We start from the raw sequence: 24,989 nt of genomic DNA, 5'->3' as shown, positions 1-24,989 counted from the left end.
ATTATTTGAGTTTACAGATTAGTTTTTCACCATCATTAATTGATTTTAATAGTTCTCCTCCTCCACTTGATACTTTAGCTAAAGAAAGTGCTTTCCCTTCAACTGCAGTCACCTTAACCTCAGCAATTTTTTTTTCCCTACGCAATTCCTCTCCTCCTAAATTTTCGACTGAGATCTGAAATATTTCGAATCTATCATTCTTTTTTGTACCGCTTGATTTACCTGTATTTATAAGTATAGTTTCTGCTTCACCTTTAACTTCTTTTTCTACTCGTAATATTGCTATTTCTTCGGGAAAATATTCATTAATAAACTCTTTCTTAATTTTACTTTCTAGTGTTTTTAAAGCGGCTTGAAAAGCTTCTTGTTTTGAAGCACCTCCAGGGTTTTTATCTAGTATACCTACATTAAATGTTTTGGAATGCAAAGTTTCAGATGTTTCTGTACTGATTACATACAACGAGAAGGAAAATATAGCTCTAAAGTATAATTTTGAGGCAACATCGTTTACAGTATTTTTTTTCTTTCCGCCAAGACCTCCCACTTTATTTAAAAGACCTCCATCCTTATATTGTACTTTTATAAGTTTACCTCCCATAATATCTCCAGCTCCTTCAATTTTGCCTTGAGCTGCTATAATTTGAGCGTTAATAGAAGTAATTTGTTTTTGTATTTCCTGCTCGCTCAAAGCTATTCCAAGGGTTTCTCGATCTAAAACAACAAATCGATTAGTTCCAACTGTAATTTCTTTGAGTTTTTGAAAAAGCATTTCTGCTTCTAGATAATCATCTTGATTGCTAGCTTGTATAGACTGCAATCCTAAACTGGTTTGTTGAGAGAATACCAAAGTTGAGAAAAGCAAAAAGGGTAAAAAATAAATTTTCATGTTTTTAGTTTTTGGATTAAAATTAATATTTGTGTTATTTGGTTTTTATTAAATACATAGAGTAATTATCTCTTGTGTTTTTGTAAGAATGTGCTATTATTTTTTCTTTTATTTCCTGAGGGTCGGATTCAACATTAAAACATTTTTCAATTTTATCTTCATTTAAGTTTTCTAGTATACCATCTGTACAGAGTAGAAAAAAGTCATTTGAGTGTATCTCATCTATTTGTTTATAATCAATTCTGGTTGGGTTTGATGAACCTGATATTGCTCTTGTTATAACATTTCTTCTAGGATGATTTAAAGCTTCTTGCTCTGTAATCTCGCCCATATCAATTAAGCTTTGTACTTCTGAATGATCTTTAGTTTGAAAAAGGACTTTTCCATCTCTAATATGGTAAATTCGGCTGTCTCCTACCCATATTAAATACGCCAATTTATAATCTTCTGAAAAATATAGAAGCGTTAGTGTGGTGGCCATTTTGGAACACCCTGAATCATTATTCACATAGTCTTCCATTTTAGTTTCTACATACCTAAGCCCAGATTCAAAGAAGTTCTTTGAAATAGCATCTTGATTGTTTTGTTTGATGAATTGAGCAAAGTTTTCGCAAACCAATGCCGATGCTACTTCTCCTTTACTATGTCCCCCAACACCGTCACAAACTATAAACAACCTATCATTTAATGTTGCAATTTCCGGGTAAATAGAATCTTCATTATTAGCACGTTGACCTAATTCATTCAGACTTACAGGTAAATAAATATGTTTACTGTATTTTTCCATGTTACCTTCTGTTTTTTTTATTATTTCATTCATTATGAAACACTTTTATTAATTAACTTTTGTAAACGTGTCTGCATAATCATAAGTGAAAGGGATGACTATTTTATCATCTTTATTAATAAAACCTTCCTTTCCATTTAACCTTACAGCTGAAAGCCCATTGGAAAAACCTGAAGCCCCTTCGTATTTAACGGAAATTATGAAGATTCCTTTTTTATCAATAAAACCCCATTTATTGTCAAATAATACAGGAGCCAACCCTTCCGAAAAACCCCAAGTGTTATCATAACTAGGCTTAATAACTATATTTCCTTTTTTATCAATAAAACCCCATTTACCTTTTATATTAACTGCTGCCAAACCATTTGAAAAAGATAAAGCCAAGTCATATTGAAATGGAATTACAATTTCACCATTTTTATCAACAAACCCCTCTTTATTATTTTGCCCAACTACTGCAAGACCTTCTGAAAAAGAATAAGCATATTTATAGCTGAGAGGAATGATAATTTCATTCTTTTTATTAATATATCCCCATTTTCCATTTTTATTCACTGGAGCTAAGCCTTCAGCAAATGTACCTGCTTCATCAAACTGTGCTTCAATTTTAGCGTTACCTTCTTTATTAATAAATCCCCATTTATCTTTAGTCTTAACCGGCGCAAGTCCTTCAGCAAATGGAAGAGCATTATCATACTTGGTCTCTATTATCTCATTGCCATTAGCATCAATAAAACCCCATTTACCTTTAGATTTTACTAGTCCTAAACCTTCAGAAAACCCCCAGGCAGCATCATATTTTGATGAAAAGATCTTATTACCCTCCTTATCTATATAACCAAACTTATTATTAAGCTTGACAACCGCTAACTCTGATGGGTGATTATTACCATTGTAAAAGAAAAAAGCTGTAATTACCAATAATATGACAATTATTGAGATAGTTATTGGAAGTGCTAATTTTTTCTTTTTAACCTTATTCAGATTATTTTTGGATGGTACTTCCATTGTTTTTTTATCTTGAAAATTTTCAAGATTAGCAATATCAATCGTTTTTTCTTCTTCTAATGTGGCTAACACTCCTATTTTGTTTATTAGAAGTGATGCACTATTGGGTCTATCTGAAGCCTTTTTTTGTAAACAACATCTTATTAGTTCTTTATATCTCTCTGGAATTGAAAAAAGGTCTGGATCTTCATTAGTTATTGAATCTCTTACTAGTTCATAATCTTTTACTCCATGACCAAATGGAAGGGCGCCAGTTAACATACGGTAAATAATAACTCCCAGACCCCAAATATCTGTTTGTTCACTAATTTCTCCATTAACACCAAATTCTTTCTTAAAAAACTGTTCTGGAGCCATATAGTGGGGTGTACCTACACCCTCAGTAGTTGATTGCTCTATATTATTTTTGTCTGCTATATCTCGGCTTATTCCAAAATCTGTAATTTTAGCTACTGGCTCTCCTCTCCTATTTCTTGATACTAATATATTACCTGGTTTAAGATCTCTATGTATTGTTCCTTCTTTATGTAAGTAGGCAACACCATTAATTATTTGAATCATTAAATCTTCAATAATACTAGGAGTCTTTTGGTACTGCAAAAATTGCAATAGTGTTCCTTCACTGGCATACTCCATAATGATAACAGGGTAATTAGAAGTCCTGCCTAGACCATCTTTATATGTAATATAATCTAAACCATAAAAGCTAATTATGTTAGTATGAGATAGTCCATCAATCTTTCTAAACTCTTTTTCCAAAGTATATTTACTTCCCATTGTATTACCAGAAGTTCCTTTAGTAATGCCTTCTTTATAAATTTTTAAGGCTACAAATCTATTTTCATTATTGGAATCCCTAGCCTTAAATACTTCGGCGAAAGCACCTTCTGCTATAAGGTCTTCTTCTGGATTCCATTCGTATTGGTTTAGCTTCATTAGGTTAATAGGTTTATTAAATTTCTTAAAAATAAGAATATACAGCTTAAAAATTAGTGTATATATGTATGTTTTTTAATATAACCACAATACTAAAAATCATAAATCTATTGAGTTTTCTTAATTTCATTTTTAATTATCTTCTTTTTACTTTTATATATAAAATTCATATAAATTAAAGCAAATCATTATTTTTAAAATTATCTTATACAGATCATACTCAATAAATACTCTTTTTGGTTATATAACTGTTAACACAAAAGTGTCACTTTAAAAAATGTTAAAATTTTGTAAATATTACTTAGCACAATTTTCCGTTTAGTCTAAACAACAGTTTTTAAACGGAAATTAATCAGAATTAATTAGCCCCTTAAAGGCATAAGTCTTAAACTTTAAAAGTACATAACCCGCTCTTATATCGCGCTAAAAAACAGCACCTAACAAAAAAATTAAATAAAAAAAACATTTCTGATAAAAGTTGAATGTGATTTAGAAATTCCCTTGCAATATTTTCTAAACTTGTTTCTACGGATTCTTTTATTTTAAAGGTTTCAAACCCCTCTTTTTTGTATCCTTTATCCATTTTTTAGTAAAATAACGTCAGGTCGATATATTATAAATTGATAATCAAATACTTAAAAGGTTTTAAAGAAGAAATCATGTTGTTCCTAACGCAACGGAGAGTAAAATATATTTTACTTGAACGTATATAGTGCAGCTATCGACATTGACAAATAACTGTATTTCATTGAATTATATAAGATTTTTTAATAAAATTTACGTCGAGTTCAGATTAAAATATATGTTGACTTTACTGGGCTCAGGAATCTTTTTAGTAAAAACAACCCTTTCCCACTATTCTTTCAATTTCGTCGAAACCCTATAAACAAAGGCTTTACGGAGCAATGAATTAGTGATTAAATTGTTCAGTTTGATAATACAACAAGTTTGAAGACATATTAAGAATATTATATAGCAAATTAACTATTACTAGGAAAGCGCTTGTTTTACAAATTACAATATTCTTGACGTTATCATGATAATAAGGCTTTTAGCTCAACAGAAATTTACTAAATTAACCTATTTCATTTTATAGTCTACCCAAGATTTAATGTGTGCTACAGAGTTTGGGCGTACTAATATTTTTAAGTCTTTATCCAACAGAAAAAAAGTAGGCGTAGCAAAAACATGATAGTCTTTTACTGCACGTCCCTCCCATCCTTTTAAATCGCAGTGAGATTGCCATGGTAAATCTTTATAAAAAGCATCAAAGGCTTTTTTTTCTGTATCTATAGAAATGTACTTAATTTCTATGTTTTTATTACTCCAAACCTTTTCATTTTCAATAAGCTTTGATAAGTCTTTTTGACATTCTGGACACCAAGATGCTCCAAAAACTAAAAGTGTATTTTTATTTGAATCGCTAAGCTTTGTACCATCTAAAAAATGGATATCTGGTGCAATATTTCCTGGTTTTAATTTTCGATACGCTTCTAATTTATTTGCTAATTCATTCTCTAAGTCACAACCTTGCTTGGACAATAAGGTTACGGCTAAATATTCTGATGCCTTAAAAAGACTTCGTTGTTCAAAAAGATCAAACAGATAAGCTCCAACTACATTTAACAATAATTCATTCTCACTCAAATTATCAATTATATATTCAGCACTTATACTTATTGTAGAATACATAATATCTTGAGACGGACTCATATTTTCTAACATCAAAAAATGAGCTTCTAAAAGATTTTTAAGCATACCGCTTTTTTTAAATTTTGGGTCTGCGAAATCTAAGGTTCTAAATTCATTAATATAATCATCAAGCTTTTTATCGGTAATATCCCTAAAAGCTTTCATATTGTTTATCAACTTTCGTTTATTAGCAAACCAATGAAAATAACTACTTGTGTTTATAGTATTAAAAAAGTCAACTTCTTCTTTCTTTATTCTTTTTTGTTCTTTTAGTAAGGTTTTAAAAACTTTTTCTTGTTTAATAAATAATGGTTTTTCTCTGTAAATAGGCACCAAATACTTTAAAGCAGATAATGTTTGGTCACGTTGTAGTTGTTCTTTTGAATATGTTAATAACCAATTATTTTCTTTACTATTTACAAATTTCAGTTGGTCTCTATCTTTAAAATCAACTCCATAAATTTCTAAATCAGGTTCAGTTAATATAAATACTAACGCGGCATTATTTTCAGATTTTAAAATAGCCATACCTTTATATTCTCTAGGGTGAATAAGCCTAAAATTCCCCAAGCTATCCATTTTTGTTACGCTCAAATCAATTTGTTCTAAGTTATCAAAACCAATTAAACGTAATTCTTGATTCGCATAAGCTTTGAAATTACCCTTTATAGTTTGCGCGTTTACTAATAAAGTAAAACATACAAAGAATAATACAAAGCTTTTTTTATTAGGAAGAAAGTTCACTAAAGCCATTATATTATTTTATTGATGAAAACATAAGCCAAGAATAACAAAAAAGAATTGAATACCTAACAAATGTAGCATTCAATTCTTTTTAAAATTCTATATAATTTTATTTTATGATTTAGATAATTACTATCTAACAATTAGTTCTTTAACTACGTTTGCTTTTCCTTCATTTAGAACAAATTTTGCTAAATAAATACCTGTAGTAATGTGCGATGGTAAAACCATAGATTTTACAACCTCTTTTTGAGTATGCACCAGACGCCCAGTAATGTCATAAATAAGCACCTCAATATCAGTTACTTTATTAGAAGCTAGAAATTCTAAAGTTGCCCCCTCGGTAATTGGATTAGGATACATCTTAAAGCCTACCTTTAAAACGTTTTCTTCTAATGACAATGTTGCATCTTTAATACAACGTACGGCTGCACCAAAATTTCTACCAGCATTCAACTTACGAGTTTGTGGGTCGCCGCCAGGCAAACTACCATTTCTTATATACATACTAACACTTAATTCTCCAGTTGAAAACGCTCTACTGGTCCAAAACCTTGCATAAACTCCTACTCCACCTAAAACACCACTTCTATTTTTCTGACCAGAGGCAGATATTTTTAGCGCACTGTTAAATGCTTGTTCAACGTCATTATCATTATTTGTATCAGAACCTATAAATGCAGTAACTTCGGCTTCCCATTCTGCGTCTGTGGGAACCATGTACCCAACAGGACAAGGCGTATAAGTATCATGATTTGCTTGCCAACGTTCGTGATCTTGAGTACTTAACCAATCTCTATTATTTGATGTTCTTGTAATAAAGTCACTACCTTCTGAACCAGCTGCAACTGGACCAGCAGCTGTTGTACTCGTTCTCGATTCGTGGCCATCTTTTCCTCTTCCCCATTGATATATATCTCCATAGGAATCTGCATCTGACGACGATGTGGCTGCTTGAGTTGCACCCAAATTTCTATCCATCCAAACTCTTCCTGTTAGAGTTGTCACTTCTACAACATCGGTAGCTGTATCCCGTTGTGCATATGACAGGTTTGCTATACTTAGTAATACAGCAAATGACAATGTCGTAATCTCTTTTTTAAAGTCTTTTTGTTTCATAGTTTAAATTAATTTATTGTTTATATTAGTTTATTATTTTACAAAAACAATTTGCGATATTAAATATCCGAATAAACACAAAATTATAGGTTTACTTAGAGTTACAAATGGTTGATTTTTTGTTCAATAGCAACAAAAAATCAATAAAATCATTTTACAACATTAATAGCTTGAGTATATTAGGCTTAAATGTTCTTCTGAAGGTTTTAATTTTAGAACTAGATAAGGTTTGAAATTATTTAATCAAATTAATTTTGAACTCATTTAGACTTTTTGGGTTTAAGCGAAAATTAGAAGTTTTTGCCTATGTTGAAGACTTTTTTGAGTTGTATAGCAGAGCTACGGAAGGAAAAAAAGACAAAAACAGAGCTGAAAACAGCCATTTTTTAGCAAATTGAAAAAGTCTAAATGAGTTCTTTATTAAAAAGCGTTAATTAAGAAAAAATGATTTTAAAAACTGCTTAATTTAAACATAAAAGACAGTTTAAAGGTGCATTATGAACTATACACACACCCAATTACACTATAGTCTTATTAATTTTACAAGTGTAATTATAGCTTTAAAAGACTTGTAAGCTGTCATAAAGTTTATCCTAAATAAATTTTAAGTAACTAATAATCGTTATGCTTTTAAACAAAAAGTGCCGATTTGGAGAACTGTATTTTACTTTTTTTGTTATAAAAAACCAAGTCTCAAAACATTATATTAATTAGTAGAAATTCACATTTTAAAATGACTTATAGAACTATTCTTTACTTTCTTACTATACTTTTAAATATTTCTTTATTAAATGCACAATATATTGAAGACCAGTCTTCTGCAGATTTCTCTATAATTAATACCTCTAATGGCCTGTCTCAAAATACAGTAAATACTATTTTAAAAGACCATACTGGTTATCTTTGGTTCGGTACAGATAATGGCTTAAACAGGTACAACAGTTATGATATTGACATTATAGACCTTAATGAACCTCATACTGACTTTTTAAGAGGAAAAAAGGTAATAGCACTTTATGAAGACACCAATAACATGATATGGATTGGAACCAACAATGGACTTAAATTATACAACCCAATAACAGAAACAGTAAAAAAATATGACTTATTTGAGAATTTAAAAACCCCAATTAGAGTTAATAGTATAGAAAGAGAAAACGATACGCTTACATGGCTAGGAACTTCTGAGGGCTTAATTTTATATAGTTTGGAAAACGGTGTTCTTGAACGTTACACATCTAATTCTGATCGCACCAACTCTTTATCAAACACCCATGTTTTATCTATAGCTAATGACGGGAACTATTTATGGGTTGGCACTTATAATGGCTTAAATAGATTTAATAAAAAGAACAAACAATTTATAAGTTACTTCCACAATGATGAAGATAAAAACTCTATTGCAGACAATACAATTAAAGCACTTTCTATAAATAAAAATGGAGATCTTTGGATTGGTACATTGCAAGGTGGAATTTCTTTTCTGTCTAAAGGGCATAAAAAATTCCTGAATTACAACACAAAAAACAGCTCGCTTCCTCATAACGAAATATTTGATATTTTTCAAACTTCAGAAGACTATTTATGGATTGCAACTAATGGTGGTGGTGTTAGTAAATTAGACCAAAAAAACAACACGTTTACCAATTACACTCATAATTCTAATCATTCGCAAAGTTTATCTACAAATTCTGTTTATTCAGTATATGAAGATAGAGAAGGTATTTTATGGGTAGGTACCTATGCTGAAGGTGTATGTTTTAATGCTTCAAAAAATAGCTTATTCAAATTAATAAGGCACCAAATTCATGATAACAATAGTATTATTGAAAGCCGTATTCGTAGTGTTTTTATTGACAGTAAAGATAATTTATGGTTTGGAACTTGGGGAGGCGTAAGCGTTTATAACCCTAATAACCAACAATATACATCCTATTCATATCAGCCAGAAAATCCTACATCATTAAGTTTTAATACAGTCACCTCTATATTTGAAGATTATAAAGGAAATATGTGGTTTGGCACCTACTCTGGCGGTATAAATCTTTTAAACTCAAATAAGAAAGATTTTACTACTTACAAGCATAACTTAAGTGATAACAACAGTTTAAGTGAAGATAAGGTATATTGTTTTGCCCAAGATAATTCCAACAACTTATGGATAGGAACACAAGCAGGTCTTAATCTCTATAACTCGGCAGACAATAATTTTAAAAAATTTGGAAATTTAGACGTAAGAGATATTAAAGTTACAAAAAATAATATCCTTGTTCTTGCTACAGTAGGTGGTATTTCCATATTTAATACCGAAAGTAAAACATTTAAAGATTATTATTCAGATAAGTTAATATCTGTTCCGCTAAGTGAAATTTATTTAGATAAAAATGATGATTTTATTTGGTTTTGCTCCCAAGGCAGAGGTATGGGATACTTAGACTTAAGTAATCAAGAATTTAATTTTTTTACTGAAGAAGATGGCTTGCCTAGCAATTTTGTATCAAGTATCATTCCCCGAGAAAATAATACATTTTGGATTAGTACCTACAATGGTATAGTTAAATTTGATAGAAAAAATCAAACTTATACAAATTTTTCTGATTTACACCAACTAAGTTCTAAGCAGTTTCAGCCAAAAGCTTCAGTGCTATTACCAGACGATTGTTTAGGTTTTGGAAGCTCTAAAGGGTTGGTTATTTTTCATCCAGACAGTATAACAAAAAGTAAAAAAAATCCAACACTAGTCTTTTCTTCTTTAAAAATAGACAATAAGCATGTAAGTATTAACACTAAAGGATCTCCTTTAAAACAAAGTATTTCAAAAACAGACCATTTATTACTTAAAGCTAATCAAAATGATTTTTCTATTGACTTTACTGCCTTAAATTTTAATAATCAAGGTGTAAATACTTGTGAATACATTCTTGAAAATTATATGGATGAATGGGTTAACCTTGGAACTGCTCGCTCTATTGGATTTACTAACTTAAATCATGGAGACTATGTTTTCAAAATAAAAGTAATTAATAGTGAATCCAATGGATATGAGAAATCTTTGAAAATACATATATTACCTCCATTTTATGCTACTTGGTGGTTTAAGGCCTTAATGTTAGTGTTATGTCTTATTCTATTTTATTACTATAAAAAATACACAATAATTAGTACGAAACAAAAAAACGAAAACGAATCACAGCGTTTAAGATTAAAAAACGAAGAAGATTTTAATCAAATGCGTTTTCGCTTTTTCACATACATATCTCATGAATTACGTACGCCGTTAACGCTTATTTCTGAGCCAGTTTCTCAGTTAATAAAAAGTAAAAAAAATAAAGAAGGACATAATTTTCAACTACTGCAATTAATCAATAAAAATGTTTTTAGGCTATTAAGGTTAGTAGATCAGATTTTGGATATAAGTAAACTTGAAGGAGACACATTAAGTTTACAAGTTTCTAATCAAGATATTGTTAAGTGCATTGAGAATACTACTAATGCATTTCATGAATTTGCAATTCAAAATGAAATAACCTTCAAATTTATTAAAGAGGAAGACGTTATTGAAGGGTTTATAGATGAAGGTAAAATTGAAAAAATAATATATAATTTACTCTCAAATGCATTTAAATTCACCCTTAAAAGAGGTATCATTTCTATTCATTTAAATTATTCAGATGAATCTGAAGATTATGTTATAATTAGTGTAAAAGATAATGGTATTGGTATTGCAGAAGATAAGTTATTGAAAATATTTGAAGGTTTTTATCAAGTAAAATCTGCTAAGTCCTTAAACCCTAATGGTGCTGGTATTGGTCTAGATTATGTAAACAGATTGGTTAAACTACACCAAGGTAATATTAATGTAGAAAGTAAAATTGATATGGGTTCTACATTTTCGGTAACTATTCCTATTAAAGAGACATATTACAAGCCTGAAAATATTAAAAATTATACAGAGAAAAGAGCTGCTATAAAACCCATAAATTTGCAGCTTGAAGAAGGTAACCCATCTAAATTTAAAAATACACATAGTAAAGACACCCCTAGAGTTTTAGTGGTAGAAGATGATTATGATATTAGAACCTATGTTGCTCAATCCTTATCTAAAAAATTTAGAATTATAGAAGCACCTCATGGTGAAGAAGGCTTATCAAAAGCTTTAAAGCATGTCCCTGATTTAATTTTAAGTGATACATTAATGCCTATTATGGATGGTATAGAATTTTGCAAGCGCATTAAACAAAATGAAAAAACCAGTCATATTCCTTTTCTTTTTTTAAGTGCTTGGACATCTGATGAATTTAAGCTAAAAGGATTGAGTATTGGTGCCATAGATTATATTAAAAAACCTTTTAGATATGAAGTTTTAGAATCCAGAATAACTAATATTATAGACACTAACAAAAAAATATCTGAAAAGTCTAAAACCAAAATTAACTTCATTCCAAAGAATGATAGTATTGATTCTATTGACAACTTATTTATACGAAAGGCATATGATGTTTTAGATAAAAACTTTGATAACTCAGAGTTTACAGCAAAAATGTTTAAAAAAGAAATGAATATGAGTCATTCTGGGCTTTACAGAAAACTTAAGCAGTTAACAGGAAAATCATCTAATGAGTTTATACGAGATTATAGGTTGAAACGAGCTTCACAAATAATTAAACAAAATTCTGGTTTATTAATTTCTGAAATTTGCATCAAAACAGGGTTTAATGATCCTAAGTATTTTAGTAAATGCTTTAAGCAAGTTTATGATATGTCTCCCACAGAGTTTGCTAAAAAATATGGGGACACCTTAAAAGTTGATGAAAATAATTCTTAGAATACTATAATAATATGTTCTCGATTTAAGATTTCTCGTCGTTCTTTCTCTGTCGAACAAGTAGTTATTTTTTAGTTTGATATAAATAAAATCAATCCAATATTTATATGTAGCGCACATTATCAATTAGGAAACTATTAAAGTATTATAAATTCAATATGTACTCTCCCTTTTTATACACATATATATTCAATTAATACCATATCTGTTAATATTTGTAAAAGCAAACCTCTAGAAAACTTCATATATATAAAAATGCCACCTTTAAAAAGGCAGCATTTTCTTTTAAAAAACATTATTAAACTAAACTAACTCAAACGATTATTTTTCCTTTCTATAAAGCTAATTCCCAGGAAACCCTTCCCAGCGCCATTCATTAATTCCGTCACGTATCCTATTACGAAATGTTAAAACCTCTTCTACTTCAAAATCTTTGTCCCCGATAGTATATTTATACTTTAAAGTAAATTTTCTATTTACTGGATTCCATAAACTAAATCCATTTTCTTCTACTTCTATAACGGAATCTGGATCTGATATAATAGTTACAGAGTTATCTTCTGGATTTACTTTAAGTTTCATAGAATAGTCGTCTCCTGTTCGATTGGCAACACCATTAATTTTAACTGTATCCATCATAATAGAAGATAGTTTACGTATAACAGGATCATTAGTTCCGTCTTCTCTATCGCCATATACATAAGCCGTATCAAGGACTTTACTAACTGTAAAAAACTCTTTTAAACTACCTGATTGATAAAAATTACCTTCATAAGTATTTATTAGCTTTATAGGAACAATAATATCTCCATTACCTTCTAAGATAGAATCTACTGATGTTGCAACCATTCTAAGTGGTATTGCATAATTTAAATCTTGAAATAAATCATCATTAGCAACTCTCAATGAATCAAATTTAATGTTTAGAAGCCCTAAATATTTTCCTTTAGGAATAATTATTTTATCATCACTACTTAAAGTATAGTGATCGCTGGGCAATAGTGTATAAGGTGTTCCATCTAACAGCGTTTGATCTATTTCAAAAGTAACTTCTTCATCATTATTATTTTCCTTTACCCCACCTAGATAAGCTCCAATATTAATCTCAAGCCCCTCTCCTGATATCATAGAACGACCTGTTTCTTGAATATATTCCTTATTTGGAAAATAAACTGTTTTATATCCAACAGAATTAACTAAATAATCTTCATAAGACTCACAGGATACTGCTATTACCGTAAATAGCAATATAACTAGCATACAATTTTTATATTTCATATTTTTTTTCATTTTAATATTAGTTCTATTTTATTCCCATCCTGCATTTTGAATAAGCGCATTAGATTTTAGCACCTCAGTCCTAGGCAAAGGATTATAGTACATACGATCTGTAAAGTTTCTTGCTTCTATTGTTTTTTCTGAGTAAGAAAAAGACCCATCAGTTTCTTTTACAATATCCATTCCTCTAACTGGAACAGTTAATTCTCCCAATGGTAACATCCAGCGTCTTATATCATAAAAATATTCGCCTTCAAAAGCAAATTCAATACGCCTTTCGTTTCTAATTAAATCTCTATATGAATTTAAGAAATCATCAGCAATATCCAAATATAAATCGTTACTAATATTCCTATCTCTTACTATAGCAAGTGCATCTTTAGCTGTAAAAGTCATTGAACCATCACTACCATTAATCCCATAGGCTTCAACGGCTGCTTCTGCAAAATCTAAATACAAACCTGCTCTAGTAAATAGTGCAAACACCTTAAAATCTTTATTAGCTCCTGGAGAATCTGGATCTAGACTAACGTTGGAACTTAAAAATTTCTTTAAATAATAACCAGTTCGGGTTCCTCTTATGCGTACACCACCAACGGCATCACTACCGCCATTAAAAGTTTCTATAGTTACATTTCTAAAATCATTTTCTCCATTATAAAAAACAAAATTCTCAAATCTAGCATCTCTGTTTTGGTAAGGGTTAAGTCCATTGTAAATAGAATTTGGATGATTGATTGGATACCCATTGCTATCTGGAAAAGCATCTATCAAGTTTTGGCTAGGGTTAGCCTCTCCTGTACCAAACATTGACGGAGGATAATGTTGTCTTTCCAGGTCAGAATCTTCACTAAATGCCCTTCTCCATAAATGGTCGGGGTTATCGGTGTTATTGAAATCTCCATAATCCTGCAACGTTTTTAAAGCACCACCATCAATAACTCCAATAGCCTCGTAAGCAGTTTGGGCAGCTTGCTCCCATGTAATTATACCATAAGCAGGACTTGCAGAAAAAAGATCTAGCCTAGTTCTTAAGGCCCAAATCATTTCTCTTGATATTCTACTTGTATTCTGTACACCCGTAATATCATCGTTCCCTTCGTAACGCAATACATCTATACGTGCGTACGCACTATCTAAATCTTTTTTTATACTGTTATAACTTTCTAGGTAAGAACTTCTTGCTACATTATTAACGTCCTCGGTTGTTAATAAGTCATCTATAATAGGAATACCCAACATGGAACCATCTACTGACGAAGGACCTGCATAATTTTTAAGCAACACCCACTTGTAATAAGCTCTCAAGCCAAAAGCTTCTCCTATTAATCTATTTTTAAGAGCGTTACCAAAATCTTCATTAAGGGCATCAAATTGTATGCCTAAGGCCCGTTCAAAAAATTCATTAATTCTAAAAATATTAGTTATAGCTGCACCCCATCGTCCATTAACTGGTGATGATTCTGCTGTTGGTCCAGAAACAGCGGTTCTTTGGGCTCCATCAATACTAACAGCGTTACTAGTATTATATTCTAAGATAAGTTGAGGTGTTCTAACAACACCGCTATAAGCTGGACTTAAAAATGATCTTGCAAGCCCTATGTCATTAAAAACCTGATCTGCAGGACGGTCTGCACTAGGTACTACTTCATCAAATTCTCCTGAACAAGACACTCCTACAATTGAGATCATTACTAGTAAAAGTATTATATGTTTTTTCATTTTCTTAAATTTAATCATTAAAATTCAACTTGTAAACCTAATTCAAAAGCTCTTAAAACTGGCGATTCTGTATACCCTTTATCTCTATTGGGTAAAAACCTATCTGAACTAGAAGAAATAATAAATGGATTTCTTACAGATCCTATAAACCTAAATTCATTGATTCCTAAATCTTTTAGGAGTATTTGTGGCAAATCATAAGACAACATAATACTTCTTACATTAAAGTAGCTTGCACTTTTCATCCAAAATGATGAAGTTCTATAATTGTTAGTATTAGTTAATGTTGTTAATCTTGGTAGACTATTGCTAACGGGCCAACTATTAGCCAATTCATTTGTATAGTCGTTGATGCCTCTGTTCCAGTTTAAGCTTTCAATATACTTACCTCCTAATTGCCCATCACCATGAACACTAAAACTCCAGTTCTTGTATATAGCCATAAAATTAAGCCCAACTGAAAATCTTGGTGATCTTCCTATTTCATGAATATCTTTTTCATCAATAACACCGTCATTGTTAAAATCTTTATATCTAATATCTCCTGGTTTTACTTCACCAAATAACTGAGGCGCTGCATTAGCTATTTCTGTTTCATTTTGAAAAATACCATCTGCTTCTAGACCTAATATACGGCTTCCTTGATTCCCTGCAATATTACGCTGTTGCTCACCTGATGGATATGTTAAAGTATTATCTAACGTTACATAACCTACACCATACATAGCGTTTACTCCTAATTTATATGTAAAATCTTTGTTTTTATGTGTATAATTAACATTAGCATCCACACCTCTAAACCTTGAATCTCCATAATTTTCTAAAGGTCTAAAACCTGATGGTAATAATGAGTATATATTATTAGGATCTATTACTTGATCATAATTTCTTATATTAAAATAATTTAACTGCCCATTAATTTTGGAATTTAATACTTGAAAGTCTAATCCTATACTTAAATAATCTTGCTTTGGTGCTACTAAGTTTGACGCCGTAAATACTCTTGTTAACCCTCCAGATCCAGATGTTCTATTTTGAATTCCAAAAGATCCAGCACCACCACCATCATATAAATCTTCTTCTAAAAAAAACTGGCTTACAGGTCTTGATTGTACCCCATAATTAGCTCTAAATTTTAAGAAATCAACCCACGGTAGATTTTTAAAAAAAGATTCTTCATGTAACAACCAAGCAGCACCTACATCATAATTAATTCTTTCTCTTTCATCCTGTGATAACTGGCGAACAGGGGCATTAATTAATTTTAATTCAAGCACATACTTGTTATACATCATATGGTTTAACTTAAGTCCTAAACTTCTAAAAATTGTATTCTGAACTAAGTTACTCCCTGTTATCTTTTGATTTGAATAAATAAAATCTGCAATTAATTTATGATTATCACTAAAGGCTCTATCATAATGTAAGTTTGCTAAAACAAATTGACTTCTATCTACACGATCACCTAGTTTTTCATCATTAAAATCAGGTAAACCAGCCCTAACCCTTGTAAAACTATTGGAATAAGAGCCATCTGGGTTTAATGTAAATACAGGCTCTGCTGTAGTTACTGTAGGTTCAAGGACAGTTGTTAAAACATTTAGTGTATATAGCCCCACTTGGCCTTTTAATGTTAAACCTTTTGCGATCCCATCTAAATCCAGATTTAAACCTAATCTAGCAAAAGCATCTCTCCTAGTATCTTCTATAGTAGTTGTATGTGCTATATCCTCTAGTAAATTGGTTCCAAATAAACGTGATCTGGCAAAAATAGTATCGTTTATTTTATAAGGCAATGCATTTGCAGGGTAATTATACATGGTACTAAATGCTGCATCTGATGAGATTTGCGGTTCATTTCTTTTATTGAAACTCCCCCCTATACCTACATCAACTGTACCACCTTCTCCAAATTTAATTTGTACATTATTATTAAGCCTAAGTCTGGTTAGTTTCCTACCATCTCCCACACTTTCAATACCATTAGAATTATAAACCCCTAAATGTGAAAAGTATTGAACACCTTCATTTCCTCCAGAAAAATCACCCGTAACATGCGTATAAGTTGATACCCCATTTACCAAATCATTATAATAATTATTATTAGGGTTTCTAACTGGATTTGTACCTTGTTGGTAGGCATCAATATCAGCTTGCGTATAAGCAGGTGATAGCCCATCATTGGCTAAAGCAATATTAAAGTTTCTTGCATATTCGGCTGCATCCATAGTATTAGGTAAAAATGTAGGTGTTCTTACACCTGTTCTACTTCTTAATCTAATAGATTTATCACCTGCAAGCCCTTTCTTTGTGTTTACAATCATTGAACCAGGTGCTCCCAAAGTACCATACATAAATGTAGATCCGTAATCTTTGGCTACAATTACTTCACCAACTTCTGCCGGTGTTAGAACCAAAGTTGCTGTAGGAATACCATCAACCATAAGTTGACCAGACCCTTGATTACGTATATTTATTCCAAAAGACTCTGAGGTTGGAGACGTTTGACCATAGGTTGAACGCACCCCAGATAATCTTCCAGCCAAGGCTTCTGTGACTAAATGTGTTGGAAAATCATTTAACTCCTCTCCTGAAATTCGTTCTACAGAGCCAGTAATGCGATTAAAAGGCATCTTGCTATTAGCAACATATACTTCTTCTTCTGCATCTATGACTCCCCATTGTTTTAGCACAATGGTTTCAGACTCTATGGCACCTTCTATAACGTATACATTCTTTTTGCTGTAACCTAAACGCGATATTATTAAAATATCATCTTCCTGAGTTGTTATATTAAATAGTCCGTTTATGTTAGTTAAACTCCTTTCTTTAGATTTAGAAGCTATAACAATAACATCATGTAATGTTTCTCCTGATTGATTAGTTACAGTAGCAGATATATTCACTAAAACAGCATCTTCTTCAACTGTAGTATCATCTATATTTTGAGCCTTAATAGTTAATGGCAAAAGAAGAACAATGCCTACGACCATTAAATATATTTTTTTTGTTTTTATCATGTTAAAAAATCATTATTTGTTATTGTAAAACTACCAACCAGGATTTTGTGTCAATTGAGGTATTTCAAAAATCTCTAAATCAGGTTGTCTTATCGGATACCTGTAATGTCTGTCTTGAAATATTCTGTTTTGTTCAAATTCAAAACGTTCATAACGAACGCCTGTTGGTTGAGACGCATCTTCTATAATAAAAACACCATGCTTGTTGTTTTGATGTATTTCTTCTTTGGCAGTTCTCCAACGTAATATATCAAACCATGAATGGTATTCAAAACACAATTCTACTCTAAATTCATTTCTTACAACATCACGGAAAGCATCTGCATCTGCAGTAAACTCAGGTCTTACATTAACATGTCCTACTCTATTACGAATGGTATTTAATGCTTCAACAGCTGTTAAACTAGCTCCTGGTGCTGTAGCACTAGGGTTTCCGTAAGCTTCATTAACTGCTTCAGCATAATTTAAGTACATTTCTGCCATTCTTATGTAAGGCGCATTAGTATATTCTGTTCTATTTGGATATTGAATTCTATTAAACCTTTCTGGAATATGTTTTCTTGCCAAATAGCCTGTCGTAGAGTTTCCAAAGGTTGGCGGTTTCGATCTATCTTCCCCTGTAGTAGGATCTGTTCTCATATCAATTAAATCGCCTTCTGCTCTTTTTATCCATGGCGCACCATGATACAATACATCCTTATAAAAACGAGGATCTCTATTGATGTATGGATTTTGTTCTTCGTAATTAGAATTTGGATGATTTATTGGCCAACCATCAGCGGTCTCAAATCTATCGATTACCTCTTGCGAAGGTGATAACCCTGTAGCACCTGAGTAAACATTTTGCCACTGCCAAGTCAATTGATATATATTTGGTGTCTTCTTAGCATCAAACCTTGGCCATAAACCTTCTATAGTCCCAGGTAATGTACTAAAAATCTCATTATAATCACCTTCATACAATCCTACTTTATCTGATGTTTGAGATAGCTGAATAACATCCCAAGCAGCAGCAGCAGCCTGTTCCCATAGTTCTGTATCTTTTTGATTATTTAAAGTAGAGTTTGGGCTTGCTGCAATTGTTAATGCTCTAGATTTTAAGGCCATAGCTGCCGCTTTTCCCATACGGCCCATGTTTTCAGCATCATTAAGATAACTTACCTCAGGTAATATGGCAATAGCTTGATCTAGATCTGCAACAATATCCGCGATTAATTCTTTGTTTGTGGGTCTTGGTAAATTTAAATCTGAACCTGGAAATATTCTAAATTTAAAGTAAGGCATTGTTCCCCATCGCTTATGTAGCTCATGGTATGCAAAGGCTCTGAACAAATAAGCTTCTCCTTTTATTTGATCTATTTCTCGTTGTGGCATAATATCTGTTGTTACACCATCTATTCTATCTAAAATTTGGTTTGCCAAGAATACACACTCCCAACTATTATACCACACCCAATTAATATCTGGGTTTGCAAAAATTTGATTCTGTGCTTGAACATAATCACCTTTATATATTAAATCATGAACTGCACGGGGTCTTAAAAAAATACAATCACCAGAAAATACTTCAATATTACCATAGTTCTTTCCTGTTTCTTGTTCTTGTCTTTTAAGACCTCCTCTAGAGTCTAATCGTATCTCTGCCATCCACTCCATGGTATCATAAAACCTCAAGGGAATTGAGTTAATTGCTGATCGGGACTGCCATACCTCATCTTCTGTAGCTAACTGACTACCTGTATTTTCAATATCTAAATAATCTTCACAAGCCGTTAATGCAAAAACAGAAAATAAAACTAGAACTATATTTTTTTTATTTATCATAACTTATACTATTAAAAATCAATATTAACACCAAAAACAAAACGCTTAACAATAGGGTATTGCCCTTGAGAACTTCCGTTACCACCTTCTGGTTCACCAAATGGCACATTAGACCATGTATATAAATTTTGACCCGTTAGATTAAAATTCATTTTTGTTATTTTAAATGCCTTCTTTAAAAACTCTGATTGCAAATTATAAGCTAACCTTACATTTTGAAGTTTTAAATAAGATCCGTCTACCACTCTCTTATTACTTGGAGTAGCATAGTCTTGATTAGAAGATACATGACCAAAAGCAGGAAACGCTGCATTTTGATTTTCTGGCGACCATCTATCTAAATGAATAGTTTTAGCTTCTAACAGAGAGCCATTAAATGTAGGAAATATATTGTTTGACAAATACGATACCCCGTCTTTACCAAAGAACCTCACACTAAAGTCAAACCCTTTGTATTTAATACCTGCATTAAAAGCATAGGTTATTAGTGGTTGACTTGTTCCTTCTATTGCTACATTATCATTATTCCGGTCAATAATACCATCACCATTAAAATCTGCATATGAGTAGCGCCCAGGTTGCCTTACAGATCCAAACTGTGGGCTATTTATAGCTTCTTCAAAGTTATTTATATACCCATTACTATACAGACCTGCCAACCAGCCTATAGGTTTTCCTTGCTGTCTCCTATAATCTGGAGTTAAGGCTCTATCTTCTGCTATAACAATACGACTATCTGGAATAGTAGCAAATCCCCCAAAAGAGTATTGTAAACCAGAAGGAGTAACATGCTGATAATTAGCTGAAATCTCAATACCATGGTTTTTAGTTTCTCCTAAATTTAAGCTTGGTACTTCAACCTTCCCATCGGGTCTATTTCCTATACTTGGGTGATAAAGCGAAATTACTGGTAGCTTTATCAATATACCTGAACGGTATTCATTATAAAAATCAAGCCCTAGGCTAAGTTCTCTTTTAAATAATTGTGCATCAAAACCTAAATTACGTTTAATAACAGTATTCCATGTGGCATTTGGATTACCAAGCTTTACCTCTGCCCATCTTTCTACTTCGTTTCGTATTGGTAAACCAAACCTATTATAGCCGAAGTTTATAGACGTCTGATTCCAACCACTTAAGTATAAAAAGTCATCAACATTAATACCCTTGGTAGTACCAGTTTCTCCGTAGGAGAATCTGGCTTTAAAAACATCTAACCATGGTAGGTTATCTTTGATTATTTTTTCTTTAGCCAAATCCCAACCTAATGAAAAGCCTGGAAAAAACCCAAATGATTTCCCTCTTGCAAACTTAGCTGTACCATTATAACCTGCAGTTAAACTAAGAAGGTACTTTTCTTTATAATCATAATTAAGCAAACCTGCCCATTCTTCTCCTTTATCGGGAATACCTGCAATAGACCTTTCATATTCATATCTATTAAAAACACCTAATGCTGCAACATTATGCTCTCCAAATTTACGATCATAGTTTATTTTAAATTCATAATATGTGTTTCTTGCTATAGATCTAAAATCTTCACCTCCAGTACTTCTAAAATCAGGATTAAGAGTGTTATAATTTTGTCCAGATTGAGGTCTCCATTCTTCTGCAAGTGCATCATAAAACCATAAGTGTGGTCTATACCTTTCTTCTTTTCTATACTTATATGTTGTACTATAATTAAATCTAGTAGATACACTAAGGCCTTTTGTAATAGCATCTAAATTTTGAGTTAACCCGACTTGAAAATCAACAACATCTGTCCTTGTTTTTCTCATTCCAGAATAATTAAGCGTACTATATGGGTTTGCCATAAAAGGATTTTCTGCACTTGCATCTGCCAAACGACGGTCTGATGGATATGGTGAGTTAGGGTCTGGATTTGCTTCTACAAAATCTTTTGGGTAATATAACGGAAAAAGATAAGGTGTAGCAATGTTTATAAACCTAAAAATATTGGCAAAATCGTCACTAGCTAAGTTTGTATCTGGTGTTTTAACAAGATCTGAACGTCCAGAAATATTTATCGCCAATTTCGTAGATTTACTTAGGTCAAAATCTAAATTTGTTCTGAAATTTACTTTATCATAATTAAACTCAGGATCATAATACCCATTAAAATCTTCAGTTTTTAATATATCTCCCAGATGTATAAAACTAATTGAACTAAAGTATTTTACAAATTTTGTACCTCCAGAAACATTTACTCTTGCATTATACTCCCAACCAATATCTCTAATTAAGGCATCATACCAATCTATATCAGGATATTTTATTTGATCTCTATTAGGATCTAAAAAATTATCTATAAAGCGTTGAGGTCTTAAACTACTATAAGCACCGTCATTTTTAATAGCTTCTTGACCTAGCATTAAAGTCTCATAAGAACCTAATTTTTGTGGAACATCAGAAATAGTTTTAGCAGTTATATTAAAACCTGTTGATATTCTTGGCTTACCTATTCGCCCCCTTCTAGTTGTTATAATAATAACACCATTAGCACCACGAACGCCATATACGGCGGCAGATGCAGCATCTTTTAATACACTAATTTGTGCAATTTCACTAGGATCTATTTGAGAAAACCCTCCAGTAGCTTCAACGCCATCTATCAAAATTAGTGGCGCATTAGCACCTTCTACATCGCTATAGCTTGAAACACCTCTAATAGTAATATTTGCATCATCAACTCCAGGTTGCCCTGATGGAATTTCTGTATAAACTCCTGGTAACCTATCTTGAATAGCTTGAGATACATTGGTAAGCCCTGTTTCTCGAATTGCTTCACCCTTAACACTAGCAACAGAACCAACTACATTTGCTTTTTTAATTTTATTGTATCCTACGACAACTACCTCATCTAATGATTCTGTGTCTGGTAATAACGAAACATTAATTTCGGTTCTACCATTAACATCAATCTCTTGAGTAATGTATCCTATATAGGAAAAAATCAATTTACCTTTAGTATCTACTGTTATTGTATAGTAGCCATCAAAATCTGCTACCGCTCCTTTTATTCCATTTCCTGTATTTGCAGTAATTATAGTTGTTCCTACTAAAGGGAGACCTGCTTCGTCTATTATTTTTCCTGAAACTTTAATATTCTGTGCCAATATTATTTGCCCTAGAAACATAAAGCTACTTAAGAAAAATACTAATCTATATTTCATATGTTTTTATATTAATTAATTAGTTTTTTAATTACTCATTATATTATTACGTGTAAATACTAGTCTTTAACCAAACGGATACCAAACATTCTATTATGTGGGCTACTCTGATTAAACAGCCTATAATTACCTGCTGGATACAACTCTAACACATTATTTGCACCAGTATTGTCAATCCAATATGAAGCTCTACCAGCTTCAACACCATAGCGGAAACCAAAAGGCCTTCCTGCATTAAAATTATTATAACGATAGCCTGCTATTATCAAATTAGCTCCATATAGGTCTGTACCACCATGAAAATCTGCTAATAAATCATTGGCTTGTGGTACATAGGCCATTATAGTAGAAATGTCATCATCATTTAAAACATGCCAACCACTAGGTGCTATAAGAGGTGACGATCTTACATTGTGCGAATAAACACGCCCATTGTCTCCATCACTCCAAGGCGGCATAAATGTTGGAAAACCAGAAATTACACCTTGAGTTGCAGGGTGATCATCATAGAATGACTCTGTTGAGGAAGCGGTTATAGGATAATCTCCACTTGTAGGTTGTACAACTTTTACTAAATTTTCACCATCAGTAAACTTCTTTGTTCGTAGATTTTGAGACATCCAAATTTGTGTCCCTATTCTCACCCAGTTATAATCAAGAACTTCTTCAGATCTAGTATCTGTATAAACACCTGTCATTTGCGGTGTAAATTCTACAGGAAATGAATTAGTTACACCACCAACGCCATCTTTCGCCACTACAAGTGCATAATATGTTTTAACATCTGTTAAGTCACTTGGTATTTCAGTATTTTTAATTAAATACTCCGTTTCAGTAATATCACTAGCTACTAAGTTTAAAGGGGGATTAACTGTATCCACATATACATCATATGACGTAGCTCCTGCTGCTGCTTGCCAAGTTAATATCTCATCTAACGATAAAACACCTGAGACTGCAAAAGGATTTATTTGAGGAAAACCTGGGCTACCTCCTATATTTGCAAAACCTGAAATTTGAGATGGTGTAGAATTATCTGATGGATCTTTAGCTACAACATACCAATAATAGGCAGAGTTAACATCTAATCCAACAGGTGTATATTCACTAGTTGTAACAGTTGTTACCAATGTAACAGGTTCGTTTAATTTATCCAAGTATACATCATAACTTACAGCATCTCCTTCTGGGTCAGTAACATCGGTCCAATCTAATGTAGTACCAGCCATTACACCTGAACCTTCTATTGGAGATACTATTAAAGGTTCATCTGGTGCTCCAGAAGCAAGTTTTTTAAATGAACGAATTTCACTTGAAGAATTATTAATTAAATCTGTTGCATCTACTTTCCAATAGTACACTGATCCAACGTCTAGTGTTGATGCATCAAATGCAAAAGATGTACTACCATCATTAACAACACCAATAGCATCTGTAGGTGGATTACTTTTCCCTAAGAATACATTATAGCTAATGCTTTCTCCCTCACCTGCTGCCACTGGTTCCCATTCAAAAGTTAAAACATCGCGTATAAAAATATCAGCCCCTGGTCCAGTTAATACTGGTGCACCTGGTGCTGGAATAGACGTAAAACTCCTAATAGGTGCTTCTTGTTTTTCAATACCATTTTTTGCTATAACACTCCAATAATATGTAACATCTTTACGAAGCTTATAATCTGTTAATGTATAAGAATTTTCTTTTAAATTTTCTGCCTGAATAAATAGTTTTGTACTATCTATACCTAATAAAAAATCAAATTTCAAAGGTCTTTCATTAGGGTCTGAGGCTTCCCACTCAAACATTGGTGCTATATCTACATTTCCTAATTTATCCTCAGGAGACACCAATGTTATAATTGGTTTTTTTTCAACAAAAGCCTCGTCATCATCTTCACAGGATATTAATGGTATAAAAACCATGACAATAACTATTAAAAAAATCTTATTTATGTATTTCATCATAATATTTA

The 24,989-nt window shown here is 31.8% G+C and carries 13 protein-coding genes; 2 read left to right on the top strand and 11 right to left on the bottom strand.

The window, feature by feature from the left end; all coding sequences use genetic code 11:
• Position 1: 1 nt before the first annotated feature.
• The 5 genes from Q4Q39_RS02385 to Q4Q39_RS02365 all read right to left on the bottom strand — a co-directional run bounded on the left by Q4Q39_RS02385 (position 2) and on the right by Q4Q39_RS02365 (position 7,172).
• The gene (locus Q4Q39_RS02385; RefSeq protein WP_303280763.1) at positions 2–886 is read right to left on the bottom strand and encodes a CsgG/HfaB family protein; all 885 of its coding nucleotides are present in this window, start codon (positions 884–886) and stop codon (positions 2–4) included.
• A gap of 34 nt (positions 887–920) precedes the next feature.
• On the bottom strand, positions 921–1,706 hold the full coding sequence (locus tag Q4Q39_RS02380; RefSeq protein ID WP_303280762.1) for a PP2C family protein-serine/threonine phosphatase: 786 nt from the start codon (positions 1,704–1,706) through the stop codon (positions 921–923).
• 15 nt (positions 1,707–1,721) lie between these two features.
• A complete protein-coding gene (locus Q4Q39_RS02375) occupies positions 1,722–3,617 on the bottom strand; it encodes a WG repeat-containing protein (protein WP_303280761.1) in 1,896 nt (631 codons plus the stop codon).
• A 1,080-nt stretch (positions 3,618–4,697) separates the two neighbouring features.
• On the bottom strand, positions 4,698–6,062 hold the full coding sequence (locus Q4Q39_RS02370; RefSeq protein ID WP_303280760.1) for a TlpA family protein disulfide reductase: 1,365 nt from the start codon (positions 6,060–6,062) through the stop codon (positions 4,698–4,700).
• Between the two features lie 123 nt (positions 6,063–6,185).
• Entirely contained in the window at positions 6,186–7,172 is a 987-nt protein-coding gene (locus tag Q4Q39_RS02365) for a T9SS type A sorting domain-containing protein (protein WP_303280759.1), read from the bottom strand.
• A 254-nt stretch (positions 7,173–7,426) separates the two neighbouring features.
• Between Q4Q39_RS02365 and Q4Q39_RS02360 the strand changes: the two genes are divergently transcribed.
• Both Q4Q39_RS02360 and Q4Q39_RS02355 read left to right on the top strand, forming a co-directional pair.
• Entirely contained in the window at positions 7,427–7,570 is a 144-nt protein-coding gene (locus Q4Q39_RS02360) for a hypothetical protein (protein WP_303280758.1), read from the top strand.
• Between the two features lie 335 nt (positions 7,571–7,905).
• Positions 7,906–11,997, top strand: a complete 4,092-nt coding sequence (locus tag Q4Q39_RS02355) for a hybrid sensor histidine kinase/response regulator transcription factor (RefSeq protein WP_303280757.1) — start codon at positions 7,906–7,908, stop codon at positions 11,995–11,997.
• Between the two features lie 342 nt (positions 11,998–12,339).
• Here Q4Q39_RS02355 and Q4Q39_RS02350 read toward each other — a convergent pair whose 3' ends face one another.
• From Q4Q39_RS02350 to Q4Q39_RS02325, 6 genes are read right to left on the bottom strand one after another with little or no spacing between them, the layout of a single operon-like run.
• Positions 12,340–13,275, bottom strand: a complete 936-nt coding sequence (locus tag Q4Q39_RS02350) for a DUF1735 domain-containing protein (protein WP_303280756.1) — start codon at positions 13,273–13,275, stop codon at positions 12,340–12,342.
• A 30-nt stretch (positions 13,276–13,305) separates the two neighbouring features.
• Positions 13,306–14,997: a RagB/SusD family nutrient uptake outer membrane protein gene (locus tag Q4Q39_RS02345; protein WP_303280755.1), complete on the bottom strand. Its 1,692-nt coding sequence runs from the start codon at positions 14,995–14,997 to the stop codon at positions 13,306–13,308.
• 17 nt (positions 14,998–15,014) lie between these two features.
• On the bottom strand, positions 15,015–18,017 hold the full coding sequence (locus Q4Q39_RS02340) for a SusC/RagA family TonB-linked outer membrane protein (RefSeq protein WP_303280754.1): 3,003 nt from the start codon (positions 18,015–18,017) through the stop codon (positions 15,015–15,017).
• A 30-nt stretch (positions 18,018–18,047) separates the two neighbouring features.
• Complete coding sequence (locus Q4Q39_RS02335) at positions 18,048–19,841, bottom strand: RagB/SusD family nutrient uptake outer membrane protein (RefSeq protein WP_303280753.1); 1,794 nt, start codon at positions 19,839–19,841, stop codon at positions 18,048–18,050.
• A gap of 11 nt (positions 19,842–19,852) precedes the next feature.
• Positions 19,853–23,017 carry a SusC/RagA family TonB-linked outer membrane protein gene (locus Q4Q39_RS02330; protein WP_303280752.1) on the bottom strand — a complete coding sequence of 1,055 codons (3,165 nt, stop codon included), beginning with the start codon at positions 23,015–23,017 and terminating at the stop codon, positions 19,853–19,855.
• Positions 23,018–23,076: 59 nt separating this feature from the next.
• Positions 23,077–24,981 (bottom strand): FISUMP domain-containing protein, encoded by a 1,905-nt coding sequence (locus Q4Q39_RS02325; RefSeq protein WP_303280751.1) that lies wholly within the window; start codon positions 24,979–24,981, stop codon positions 23,077–23,079.
• Between the last annotated feature and the right edge of the window lie 8 nt (positions 24,982–24,989).

This window comes from Flavivirga amylovorans, from assembly GCF_030540875.1.
Classification (GTDB): domain Bacteria; phylum Bacteroidota; class Bacteroidia; order Flavobacteriales; family Flavobacteriaceae; genus Flavivirga; species Flavivirga amylovorans.
The sequence above is the reverse complement of the archived record's forward strand: the minus strand, read 5'-3'. Positions and strand labels throughout refer to the sequence as shown.

Coding starts and splice junctions, on each gene's coding strand:
- Q4Q39_RS02375 (WP_303280761.1), bottom strand. CDS start 3,617: ATGAAGCTAAACCAATACGAATGGAATCCAGAAGAAGACCTTATAGCA.
- Q4Q39_RS02385 (WP_303280763.1), bottom strand. CDS start 886: ATGAAAATTTATTTTTTACCCTTTTTGCTTTTCTCAACTTTGGTATTC.
- Q4Q39_RS02325 (WP_303280751.1), bottom strand. CDS start 24,981: ATGATGAAATACATAAATAAGATTTTTTTAATAGTTATTGTCATGGTT.
- Q4Q39_RS02380 (WP_303280762.1), bottom strand. CDS start 1,706: ATGAATGAAATAATAAAAAAAACAGAAGGTAACATGGAAAAATACAGT.
- Q4Q39_RS02350 (WP_303280756.1), bottom strand. CDS start 13,275: ATGAAATATAAAAATTGTATGCTAGTTATATTGCTATTTACGGTAATA.
- Q4Q39_RS02355 (WP_303280757.1), top strand. CDS start 7,906: ATGACTTATAGAACTATTCTTTACTTTCTTACTATACTTTTAAATATT.
- Q4Q39_RS02340 (WP_303280754.1), bottom strand. CDS start 18,017: ATGATAAAAACAAAAAAAATATATTTAATGGTCGTAGGCATTGTTCTT.
- Q4Q39_RS02330 (WP_303280752.1), bottom strand. CDS start 23,017: ATGAAATATAGATTAGTATTTTTCTTAAGTAGCTTTATGTTTCTAGGG.
- Q4Q39_RS02345 (WP_303280755.1), bottom strand. CDS start 14,997: ATGAAAAAACATATAATACTTTTACTAGTAATGATCTCAATTGTAGGA.
- Q4Q39_RS02335 (WP_303280753.1), bottom strand. CDS start 19,841: ATGATAAATAAAAAAAATATAGTTCTAGTTTTATTTTCTGTTTTTGCA.
- Q4Q39_RS02370 (WP_303280760.1), bottom strand. CDS start 6,062: ATGGCTTTAGTGAACTTTCTTCCTAATAAAAAAAGCTTTGTATTATTC.
- Q4Q39_RS02365 (WP_303280759.1), bottom strand. CDS start 7,172: ATGAAACAAAAAGACTTTAAAAAAGAGATTACGACATTGTCATTTGCT.